Raw genomic sequence first — 11,987 nt, 5'->3', positions numbered from 1 at the left:
ACCACTTTGTGATTCATGACTGGGGTGAAGTCGTAACAAGGTAACCGTAGGGGAACCTGCGGTTGGATCACCTCCTTACCTGAAAGAACCTGCCTTTGTAGTGTCCACACAGATTGTCTGATGAAAAGTAAATAGCAAGGCGTCTTGCGATTGAGACTTCAGTGTCCCCTTCGTCTAGAGGCCCAGGACACCGCCCTTTCACGGCGGTAACAGGGGTTCGAATCCCCTAGGGGACGCCACTTGCTGGTTTGTGAGTGAAAGTCACCTGCCTTAATATCTCAAAACTGATTCTCAGGAATCATGTTTGAGATATTTGCTCTTTAAAAATCTGGATCAAGCTGAAAATTGAAACGACACGCTGCGTCTGTTCTCCGTAATAAGAACAGAGTGACGGTGTGTTCGAGTCTCTCAAATTTTCGCGACACGAGGGTGTTTTACGAAACATCTTCGGGTTGTGAGGTTAAGCGACTAAGCGTACACGGTGGATGCCCTGGCAGTCAGAGGCGATGAAGGGCGTGCTAATCTGCGATAAGCGTCGGCGAGGTGATATGAACCTTTGACCCGGCGATACCCGAATGGGGAAACCCAGTGTGTTTCGACACACTATCATGTCATGAATACATAGTGGCATGAGGCGAACCGGGGGAACTGAAACATCTAAGTACCCCGAGGAAAAGAAATCAACCGAGATTCCCCCAGTAGCGGCGAGCGAACGGGGAGGAGCCCAGAGTCTGAATCAGCGCGTGTGTTAGTGGAACGGTCTGGAAAGTCCGGCGATACAGGGTGACAGCCCCGTACACAAAAATGCACACGTTGTGAACTCGAAGAGTAGGGCGGGACACGTGGTATCCTGTCTGAATATGGGGGGACCATCCTCCAAGGCTAAATACTCCTGACTGACCGATAGTGAACCAGTACCGTGAGGGAAAGGCGAAAAGAACCCCGGCGAGGGGAGTGAAAAAGAACCTGAAACCGTGTACGTACAAGCAGTGGGAGCCTCTTTATGGGGTGACTGCGTACCTTTTGTATAATGGGTCAGCGACTTATATTCTGTAGCAAGGTTAACCGTATAGGGGAGCCGAAGGGAAACCGAGTCTTAACTGGGCGTTAAGTTGCAGGGTATAGACCCGAAACCCGGTGATCTAGCCATGGGCAGGTTGAAGGTTGGGTAACACTAACTGGAGGACCGAACCGACTAATGTTGAAAAATTAGCGGATGACTTGTGGCTGGGGGTGAAAGGCCAATCAAACCGGGAGATAGCTGGTTCTCCCCGAAAGCTATTTAGGTAGCGCCTCGTGAACTCATCTTCGGGGGTAGAGCACTGTTTCGGCTAGGGGGCCATCCCGGCTTACCAACCCGATGCAAACTACGAATACCGAAGAATGTTATCACGGGAGACACACGGCGGGTGCTAACGTCCGTCGTGAAGAGGGAAACAACCCAGACCGCCAGCTAAGGTCCCAAAGTCATGGTTAAGTGGGAAACGATGTGGGAAGGCACAGACAGCCAGGATGTTGGCTTAGAAGCAGCCATCATTTAAAGAAAGCGTAATAGCTCACTGGTCGAGTCGGCCTGCGCGGAAGATGTAACGGGGCTAAACCATGCACCGAAGCTGCGGCAGCGACGCTTATGCGTTGTTGGGTAGGGGAGCGTTCTGTAAGCCGTTGAAGGTGTGCTGTGAGGCATGCTGGAGGTATCAGAAGTGCGAATGCTGACATAAGTAACGATAAAGCGGGTGAAAAGCCCGCTCGCCGGAAGACCAAGGGTTCCTGTCCAACGTTAATCGGGGCAGGGTGAGTCGACCCCTAAGGCGAGGCCGAAAGGCGTAGTCGATGGGAAACAGGTTAATATTCCTGTACTTGGTGTTACTGCGAAGGGGGGACGGAGAAGGCTATGTTAGCCGGGCGACGGTTGTCCCGGTTTAAGCATGTAGGCGGAGGTTCCAGGTAAATCCGGTACCTTTTTAACGCTGAGGTGTGATGACGAGGCACTACGGTGCTGAAGTAACAAATGCCCTGCTTCCAGGAAAAGCCTCTAAGCATCAGGTAACATCAAATCGTACCCCAAACCGACACAGGTGGTCAGGTAGAGAATACCAAGGCGCTTGAGAGAACTCGGGTGAAGGAACTAGGCAAAATGGTGCCGTAACTTCGGGAGAAGGCACGCTGGTGTGTAGGTGAAGTCCCTGCGGACGGAGCTGAAACCAGTCGAAGATACCAGCTGGCTGCAACTGTTTATTAAAAACACAGCACTGTGCAAACACGAAAGTGGACGTATACGGTGTGACGCCTGCCCGGTGCCGGAAGGTTAATTGATGGGGTTAGCGGCAACGCGAAGCTCTTGATCGAAGCCCCGGTAAACGGCGGCCGTAACTATAACGGTCCTAAGGTAGCGAAATTCCTTGTCGGGTAAGTTCCGACCTGCACGAATGGCGTAATGATGGCCAGGCTGTCTCCACCCGAGACTCAGTGAAATTGAACTCGCTGTGAAGATGCAGTGTACCCGCGGCAAGACGGAAAGACCCCGTGAACCTTTACTATAGCTTGACACTGAACACTGGTCCTTGATGTGTAGGATAGGTGGGAGGCTTTGAAGCGTGGACGCCAGTCTGCGTGGAGCCAACCTTGAAATACCACCCTTTAATGGCTGGTGTTCTAACGTAGACCCGTAATCCGGGTTGCGGACAGTGTCTGGTGGGTAGTTTGACTGGGGCGGTCTCCTCCTAAAGAGTAACGGAGGAGCACGAAGGTTAGCTAATCCTGGTCGGACATCAGGAGGTTAGTGCAATGGCATAAGCTAGCTTGACTGCGAGAGTGACGGCTCGAGCAGGTGCGAAAGCAGGTCATAGTGATCCGGTGGTTCTGAATGGAAGGGCCATCGCTCAACGGATAAAAGGTACTCCGGGGATAACAGGCTGATACCGCCCAAGAGTTCATATCGACGGCGGTGTTTGGCACCTCGATGTCGGCTCATCACATCCTGGGGCTGAAGTAGGTCCCAAGGGTACGGCTGTTCGCCGTTTAAAGTGGTACGCGAGCTGGGTTTAGAACGTCGTGAGACAGTTCGGTCCCTATCTGCCGTGGGCGCTGGAGAATTGAGGGGGGCTGCTCCTAGTACGAGAGGACCGGAGTGGACGCATCACTGGTGTTCGGGTTGTCATGCCAATGGCATTGCCCGGTAGCTAAATGCGGAAAAGATAAGTGCTGAAAGCATCTAAGCACGAAACTTGCCCCGAGATGAGTTCTCCCTGACTCCTTGAGAGTCCTGAAGGAACGTTGAAGACTACGACGTTGATAGGCTGGGTGTGTAAGTGCAGCGATGTATTGAGCTAACCAGTACTAATGAACCGTGAGGCTTAACCTTACAACGCCGAAGATGTTTTGGCGAAGCAGAGACAGTCGATTTTCAGCTGATACAGATTAATTAATGCGCAGAGATGCGTGTTGATACAGAATTTGCCTGGCGGCTTTAGCGCGGTGGTCCCACCTGACCCCATGCCGAACTCAGAAGTGAAACGCCGTAGCGCCGATGGTAGTGTGGGGTCTCCCCATGTGAGAGTAGGGAACTGCCAGGCATCAATTAAGTGAAAAGGCCATCCGCAAGGATGGCCTTTTTGCGTTTATACATCGAAATATCAGGCGAGTACGTTGCCAGACACCTTTTGCCCGGCAACCAAATGCCACCGGGCAACTATCATTGATTAATGAATCACCTGGGACAGAAATGCTCGCGTTCTTTCAGATTTCGGATGGGCAAAAAACTCTTCCGGTGCAGCCTGTTCGACAATTTCCCCGCGATCCATAAAAATCACCCTGTCTGCCACTGTTCTGGCAAATCCCATTTCATGCGTGACACAGAGCATTGTCATTCCTGATTGGGCCAGACCAATCATCGTATCCAGCACCTCTTTAACCATCTCAGGATCGAGCGCTGAAGTCGGTTCATCGAACAGCATAATTTTAGGTTTCATGCACAAGGATCGCGCGATAGCGACACGCTGCTGCTGACCCCCCGATATCTGTCCGGGAAACTTATTCGCATGTTCAGCAATACGCACCCGTTCCAGATAATGCATCGCCAGCGCCTCAGCTTCCTTTTTAGGCATCTTTCTAACCCAAATAGGCGCCAGTGTGCAATTCTGTATTACCGTCAAATGGGGGAACAGATTGAAATGCTGGAATACCATACCCACTTCCTGGCGGACTCGTTCGATATTACGAATATCCTCATCCAGCTCAATTCCATCAACAACGATGCGCCCTTGTTGATGCTCTTCAAGATGGTTAATACAGCGTATCGTCGTAGATTTACCTGAACCTGACGGGCCGCACAGGACGATACGTTCACCTTGCTTTACCTTCAGATTGATATCTTTCAGGACATGAAACTGCCCGTACCATTTATTAACGTTTTCCAGCGTAATCATCGCGTCAGCGGGGGTCATCGTTATTTTGCTCATAAATTCCTCATTGCGGCGTACGCCCGGTATTAAAGCGCTTTTCCAGATGCTGGCTATAGCGCGACATACTGAAACAGAAAATCCAGTACACAAGTGCTGCAAAAACATAGCCTTCAGTAGACATTCCCAGCCAGGCCGGGTCGACTGTGGCCTGCTGAACACTACTGAAAAGATCAAACAATCCAATGATGATCACGAGGCTGGTATCTTTAAACAAGGCGATGATAGTGTTCACCAGCCCCGGAATAACCAGCTTGAGCGCCTGGGGTAAGATCACGAGTCCCTGAGTTTTCCAGTAACCAAGTGCCAGCGATTCAGCAGCCTCATACTGACCTTTTGGCAGCGCCTGAAGCCCGCCGCGAACCACTTCTGCAACATACGCTGACTGGAATAACACGACCCCCACCAGGGCGCGGATCAATTTGTCGATCGTGGTGCCTTCCGCCATAAACAGCGGCAGCATCACCGAGGACATAAACAGAACGGTAATCAGCGGTACACCGCGCCAGAACTCGATAAAGATCACCGACAGAATGCGTACCACCGGCATCGTTGAACGACGGCCAAGTGCCAGCAAAATACCCAACGGCAGCGCCCCGGCGATACCCACAGAAGCGATGATCAGGGTTAACGTCAGCCCACCCCACTGGCGTGTTTCTACACGCTCCAGCCCCAGTATTCCCCCGTACAGCAACAACCAGACAATCAGCGGGTACACCACTGCCCAGCAGGCAATATAGCGACCACGACGCGGCAGGCGTTTAAAGAACATCGGTGCGATCGACAGCAGGCCGATAACCAGCGCAAGATTGATGCGCCAGCGTTGATCGTGTGGATAGAGACCATAGATAAACTGCCCGAAACGCTCATGGATAAACACCCAGCAGGCACCCGCTTTGGTGCAGTCAGCCCGCGTAGAGCCTACCCAGTTTGCCTGTAAAAAAGCCCAGTTCAGCAGGGGGGGAATCAGCTCCCAAATCAACCATAAACTGACGATCGTCAGGAGACTGTTGCTCCATGAGGAGAACAGATTCTTGCGTGCCCAGGCGATGAAACGCCAGCTTCCGGCGCTGGACGGGCGCGAGGGCTGTGACAATACGGCTTTTGTCATCATGGTTCCTTAGCGCTCAACCAGGGCGATGCGACGGTTATAGATATTCATCAGCAGTGAGATCGTCAGGCTGATAATCAGATAGACGGACATGGTGATGGCGATAGTCTCGATAGCTTGCCCGGTCTGGTTAAGCACGGTTCCGGCGAAAAGGGAAACCATGTCGGGATAACCAATGGCAGCCGCCAGCGAGGAGTTTTTGGCAATATTAAGATACTGACTGGTCAGCGGTGGGATGATCACGCGCAAGGCTTGCGGGATGATCACCTGACGCAGGGTCACCGGATTTGGTAATCCGAGTGATCGCGCGGCTTCATGCTGCCCATAGGGTACTGCCTGGATACCGGAACGAATGATTTCGGCAATAAATGCGGAGGTATAAATCGACAGCGCCAGCGTCAGCGCCGCAAGCTCTGGGATCAGCACCATCCCACCCCGGAAGTTAAAACCACGCAGCTGTGGAATATCCCAGTGCAACGCAGCACCGAAAGTCCAGTGTGCGAGCAGCGGTAAACCCACGATCAATGCAACGCCTGCTGGCCATGTTCTGCGAAGTTGCCCGGTTTTAATCTGAAGTGCGCGGTTATAGCGAAACAGCCCCATCGTAATAGCGATAGCAACAACAATGGCTGCCATGAACGCGTACAGCCCTTCGCCCGCCAGCGGCGAGGGAATATAGAGACCGCGATTACTCAGGAAAAAGAGATCCCAGGCATCAACGGCCTGGCGCGGGCCGGGTAAATTGCGCAGTACGGCGAAATACCAGAAGAAGATCTGCAGGAGTGGCGGAATATTGCGAAACGTCTCAATATAAATCGTCGAGAGTTTGCGTAATAACCAGTTCTCCGAAAGGCGCGCAAGTCCGAGGAAAAAGCCGAGAAACGAAGCAAACACAATACACAGCGCAGAGACCAGAAGCGTGTTCAGCAGGCCGACCAGAAACACTCTTCCGTAAGTGTCTCCCTCTTGATAATCAATCAAGTGCTGCACAATGCCAAAACCAGCGCTGCGATCCAGGAAGGCAAAGCCCGAAGTGATGCCGCGATTGCTCAGATTGGTAACAGTGTTATGAATTAAATAAACCGCGACGACCACGACGGCGACAACAGCGATTATCTGGAACAGCCAGGCGCGGACCGCGGGATGAGAAAAGGAAAGTTTTCCTTTTACGGCTAAGCGGCGATGGGACATAAAGAAACCTCGGTAACCATGACTCTGGACTGGGCACCACAGATGCGGTGCCCGTTACAGCTAAATACTTAACGTACCGGCGGAGCGTACTGAATGCCGCCGTTGTTCCAGAGGTTGTTCTGGCCACGTTTGATCTTCAGTGCACTTTCCGATCCCACGTTGCGCTCGAAGATCTCTGAATAGTTACCGACGTGTTTAATGATGTTATATGCCCACTTGTTATCCAGTTTTAGATCTTTACCGAAATCACCCTCTTTACCCAAAAGGTGCGCCATATCCGGCGTAGATGGATTAGCGGCTTTTTCGTCGACGTTTTTCGAATTGATGCCCATCTCTTCGGCGTTCAGCATAGCGAACAGCGTCCAGCGAACGATGGAGAACCAGTCTTCATCGCCACGGCGTACGACCGGTCCGAGAGGTTCTTTCGAGATGACTTCTGGTAGAACAATCCATTCCGCCGGGTTGCTCAGCTTGATGCGCAGGGCATACAGCTGAGACTGGTCTGACGCCAGCGTATCGCAACGGCCAGACTCCAGCGCTTTAGCGGATTCATCAGAGCGGTCAAAGGTGACCGGCGTGTATTTCATGTTGTTGGCTTTGAAATAGTCGGCGACATTCAGCTCGGTGTCAGTGCCTGCCTGAATACAAACAGTCGCCCCGTCGAGCTCTTTGGCGCTCTTCAGTCCCGCCTTGTTATGGGTCAGGAAGCCGATACCGTCATAATAGGTAACGCCGGTGAAGGACATTCCCATGCCCGCGTCACGCGATGAAGTCCAGGTGGTATTACGAGAAAGCATGTCCACTTCGCCAGACTGCAGAGCGGTAAAGCGCTCTTTCGCCGTCAGAGGGGTGTATTTTACTTTGGTGTCATGCCCGAAGATGGCTGCTGCAACGCCACGACATACATCGACATCAATACCGGTGAACTTTCCGTTCGCATCGGCATAGGAGAAGCCCGGTAACCCATCACTGATACCGCACTGTACAAAACCTTTCTTTTTAACGGCATCCAGCGTTGTGCCGGCATGAGCTTGTCCCGCTACAGCAAACAACATGCCCGCTGCGGCCAGGCTGGCTAACATCGTCTTTTTCATAATGCATCCTGTGTGGCGAAATTTATCGTTATAGAAAGTCGTTTTAAAACGCTTTTACCTGTCTGTGGCGTTGGCCGACGTTTATAAAGCAAACGTAATGCCAGTTTTGCGTTCGGCTGAAAAAGAGAGAATTGAACGCATAATGCAGAGTGTAGACAGGGATAAATAAATCGAGCGCCCCGAAATGGTGCGAAATCACAACCTACGCCACAAATCAGAGCAAAAGTTGTTAGCTCGTGAGTTAATTCCGGATGGTAGTTTCTGGCGTGAATATTGGCAGGATATTTAATGTAATTGAATTGTGAAAAGTATCACGCTGGAATATGTAATTAAAAAGAGGCGACAAAAAAGATGTGAGAAGAATCAGATATTAATAATGAGAGGTAGTTGAAAAAGGGGAGTTTTTTTAACTTCACAGGAAATCATTGCACTGGTTTGAAGCAAAAGCGCGGGAGCACCGCGCTTTTGCAGGAAAGCATTATTTCGTTAATGCGACGATACCCAGCGTCAGGCCAGCGACAGCGGCAGCACCACCGGCGATCGCCCCTGCAGTTTCCCAGTTATCCTGGGTTGTGCCCTTCATACAGGTGTTGGTATGAACCAGACGGCCCTGATCGTCATACACCGGCACACACGGAGAGTCGTGCGCACAACCGGCAAGAAGCGCAGCGAGAGTTGCAACGCAAATGAATCTTTTCATGATGTTACCTCAGAATTAAAACTGGCTCGCTATTAAACCAATAGGGTATTTATCGAGCTGAGGGTCATTTTACCACTACACCTATCCACAACAGCAGGGTGAATAATCTCAAATTATGTGGATTGTAAAAATCATGGAGAAAAAAACAGAATGGCATGAATTTATGGAGGAAGTATGGAACGAATAATAGATTTTACGCCGCGAGGAAGTTAACGATTATTCACAGGTATAATAATACAATGATAATTTGCGTGCTAATGTTCTGTGCAAAAGAATAAGAAAAGGCGCCGGATGACGCCTTTATCTTTGTTTTACTTATTGATTCGATTAAACCGTCGTCTGACGACCACGAAAAATACGGGAACGAAGAAGATAGCCAGAAGCGTTGCCGAGAGCATTCCGCCCATGACCCCTGTGCCCACGGCGTTTTGCGCGCCACTGCCCGCACCACGGCTGATTACCAGCGGCAGTACACCGAGAACAAACGCCAGTGACGTCATCAGGATGGGGCGCAAACGCATACGGGATGCCTCTAGAGTGGCTTCGATAACCCCTTTACCCTCTTTCTCCATCAGGTCTTTCGCGAACTCTACAATCAGAATGGCGTTCTTCGCGGAGAGCCCGATGGTGGTGAGAAGCCCAACCTGGAAATAGACGTCATTGTTCAGCCCGCTTAACGAGGCGCCAAGCAGCGCACCAATCACCCCCAGTGGCACGACCAGCATAACGGAGAACGGAATCGACCAGCTCTCATAGAGCGCAGCCAGACACAGGAACACCACAATCAGCGAAATGGCATATAGCGCAGGTGCCTGATTGCCAGAGAGACGTTCCTGATATGACATCCCCGTCCAGTCGTAACCGATACCTGAAGGCAGTCTTTGCGCCATACTTTCCATCATCGCCATCGCTTCACCCGAGCTCTTACCCCGCACGGATTCACCCACAATTTCCATTGAAGGCATACCGTTGTAGCGCTCAAGGCGCGGTGAACCTGAAATCCAGCGCGAGGTGCTAAACGCGGAGAAAGGCACCATTTCGCCGTTGGTGCTGCGAACGTACAGGTTATTGATATCACCCGGCAACATACGGAACGGAGCGTCGGCCTGCGCATAGACTTTCTTCACACGCCCATGATCGATAAAGTCATTCACATAAGTCCCGCCGAGCGCGGTCGAAATCGTCTGGTTGATATCAGATAGACTGACTCCCAGCGCCTGCGCTTTCTCTTGATCCACATCCAGTTTGAACTGCGGGGTATCTTCCAGCCCGTTAGGGCGCACACGTTCGAGCAGGTCTGGGTGCTCTTTCGCCATACCAAGCAGCTGATTACGTGCTTTTGTCAGCTCGATATGCCCAAGGTTTGCCTGATCGATAAGTTCGAAGTCAAACCCGGTAGCCGTGCCCAGTTCGATAATTGCAGGCAGGTTGAACGGGTAGATCATCCCATCCTTAATGTGACTGAAGGCTTTCGATGCGCGACCGACAATCGCGGCGACTCCGTTTTCAGCTCCCGGACGTTCATCCCACGGTTTCAGGCTGATAAATGCCATGCCGGAGTTTTGCCCCTGGCCGCTGTAGCTAAAACCGTTAACCGTAAAGACCGAATCGACGTTGGCCTTCTCTTTGGTTAGATAGTATTGCTGCACCTGATCCAGGATCTGCTGCGTACGGGTTTGCGTGGCACCCGCGGGCAGCTGGACCATGGTCATGAATACGCCCTGATCCTCGTCGGGTAAGAAGGAGGTTGGTAAACGTAGGAACAATACCGCCATACCAGCAACAATCAGCACATAAATCACCAGATAGCGCCCGGTTTTGCGTAAAATGCCGCTCACGCTGTTACTGTAATGGTCCACGCTCTTATCGAAGACGTTATTGAACCAGCCAAAGAAACCGCCTTTCGCGTGGTGCTCTTCCGCTGCGGGTTTCAGCAGCGTGGCGCAGAGGGCAGGGGTCAGGATCAGGGCAACAAGGACGGAAAGCGCCATTGCCGAAACGATGGTCAGGGAGAACTGACGATAGATAGCACCGGTGGAACCACCAAAGAACGCCATCGGCACGAACACCGCTGAAAGCACCATCGCGATACCAACCAGCGCGCCCTGAATCTGCTCCATCGACTTCTGCGTTGCTTCTTTCGGCGGCAGCTTATCCTCCGCCATCACGCGTTCGACGTTTTCCACGACGACGATGGCGTCATCGACTAGCAAACCTATCGCCAGCACCATGCCAAACATTGTCAGGGTATTGATAGAAAACCCAAATGCGCCCAACACCGCAAAGGTACCCAGCAACACGACCGGCACAGCAATGGTTGGAATCAGCGTGGCGCGCAAGTTTTGCAGGAACAGATACATCACCAGGAAGACGAGAATAATCGCTTCGAACAGGGTTTTAACCACTTCATGAATCGAGATTGTCACGAACGGCGTGGTGTCGTAAGGGTAGACAACCTTCAGCCCCTGGGGGAAGAAGGCCTGCAGTTCGGCCAGTTTTGATTTAATGGCAGCGGCAGTGTCCAGCGCGTTGGCGCCTGTCGCCAGCTTGATACCCAGACCAGTAGCCGCCTGGCCGTTAATCTTGGTCACCATGTTGTAGTTTTCGCCGCCAAGCTCAATGCGGGCCACATCTTTCAAATGCACCATTGAGCCGTCCTGGTTCACTTTCAGTGTGACCTTGCCAAACTCTTCCGGTGTTTTCAGGCGCGTTTGAGCAATGATGGAGGCGTTAAGCTGCTGGCCCGGAACCGACGGCGTTCCGCCTAACTGACCGGCCGCAATCTGGTTGTTCTGGGTTTTGAGCTGATTAATTACATCCAGCGGTGTCAGCTGATACTTATTCAGGGCATTGCTGTCGAGCCAGATACGCATCGCGTACTGCGCGCCAAACATCTGAACATCGCCCACACCGGAAGTTCGGCTGATGGTGTCTTTCACGTTAGACGCAACGTAATCTGAAATATCGTCCTGGGTCAGGCTTTTGTTATCAGACACAAACCCCGCGACCAGAAGGAAGCTGCTGCTGGATTTCTTCACGCCGATCCCTTGCTGCTGCACTTCCTGCGGCAACAGCGGCATCGCCAGCTGAAGTTTGTTCTGAACCTGTACCTGCGCGATATCAGGATCGGTGCCTGACTGGAAGGTCAGGGTAATCGTCACGTTTCCCGCGGAATCACTGGTGGATGACATGTACATCAGGTTATCGACACCGTTCATGTTCTGTTCGATAACCTGCGTCACCGTATCCTGCACCGTTTGTGCGTCCGCACCAGGGTAAACAGCTGTGACGGCAACAGCGGGTGGCGCAATCGTGGGATACTGTGCCACGGGCAGTTTGAGAATCGCCAGCCCACCCGCAATCATCAGAATGATGGCAAGTACCCAGGCAAAAATCGGCCTTTGAATAAAAAAGTTAGCCATTGATTATAC

The 11,987-nt window shown here is 52.0% G+C and carries 6 protein-coding genes, 1 tRNA gene and 3 rRNA genes; 4 read left to right on the top strand and 6 right to left on the bottom strand.

Going from position 1 to position 11,987, the window contains the following annotated elements; all coding sequences use genetic code 11:
- The 4 genes from F153LOC_RS09765 to rrf form a co-directional block, all read left to right on the top strand.
- Positions 1-78 (top strand): 16S ribosomal RNA (locus F153LOC_RS09765); the annotation flags it as partial.
- Positions 79-163: 85 nt separating this feature from the next.
- Positions 164-239, top strand: a tRNA-Glu gene (locus F153LOC_RS09760).
- A gap of 219 nt (positions 240-458) precedes the next feature.
- A 23S ribosomal RNA gene (locus F153LOC_RS09755) occupies positions 459-3,364 on the top strand.
- Between the two features lie 95 nt (positions 3,365-3,459).
- Positions 3,460-3,575: ribosomal RNA gene (rrf, locus tag F153LOC_RS09750) — 5S ribosomal RNA — on the top strand.
- Positions 3,576-3,701: 126 nt separating this feature from the next.
- Here rrf and F153LOC_RS09745 read toward each other — a convergent pair.
- The 6 genes from F153LOC_RS09745 to F153LOC_RS09720 all read right to left on the bottom strand — a co-directional run bounded on the left by F153LOC_RS09745 (position 3,702) and on the right by F153LOC_RS09720 (position 11,978).
- Entirely contained in the window at positions 3,702-4,460 is a 759-nt protein-coding gene (locus F153LOC_RS09745; protein WP_102105532.1) for an amino acid ABC transporter ATP-binding protein, read from the bottom strand.
- 7 nt (positions 4,461-4,467) lie between these two features.
- Entirely contained in the window at positions 4,468-5,571 is a 1,104-nt protein-coding gene (locus F153LOC_RS09740; protein WP_102105531.1) for an amino acid ABC transporter permease, read from the bottom strand.
- Between the two features lie 9 nt (positions 5,572-5,580).
- The gene (locus tag F153LOC_RS09735; protein WP_102105530.1) at positions 5,581-6,762 is read right to left on the bottom strand and encodes an amino acid ABC transporter permease; all 1,182 of its coding nucleotides are present in this window, start codon (positions 6,760-6,762) and stop codon (positions 5,581-5,583) included.
- Between the two features lie 68 nt (positions 6,763-6,830).
- Positions 6,831-7,856 carry an amino acid ABC transporter substrate-binding protein gene (locus F153LOC_RS09730; RefSeq protein ID WP_102105529.1) on the bottom strand — a complete coding sequence of 342 codons (1,026 nt, stop codon included), beginning with the start codon at positions 7,854-7,856 and terminating at the stop codon, positions 6,831-6,833.
- Positions 7,857-8,334: 478 nt separating this feature from the next.
- The gene (locus F153LOC_RS09725; protein WP_015960684.1) at positions 8,335-8,556 is read right to left on the bottom strand and encodes a lipoprotein; all 222 of its coding nucleotides are present in this window, start codon (positions 8,554-8,556) and stop codon (positions 8,335-8,337) included.
- A 311-nt stretch (positions 8,557-8,867) separates the two neighbouring features.
- Complete coding sequence (locus tag F153LOC_RS09720; protein WP_102105528.1) at positions 8,868-11,978, bottom strand: efflux RND transporter permease subunit; 3,111 nt, start codon at positions 11,976-11,978, stop codon at positions 8,868-8,870.
- Between the last annotated feature and the right edge of the window lie 9 nt (positions 11,979-11,987).

It is taken from the genome of Lelliottia sp. F153 (assembly GCF_002870005.1).
GTDB classification, from domain to species: Bacteria; Pseudomonadota; Gammaproteobacteria; order Enterobacterales; family Enterobacteriaceae; genus Enterobacter; species Enterobacter nimipressuralis.
Note: the sequence above shows the minus strand (reverse complement) of the source record. Positions and strands in the feature narration are given on the sequence as shown.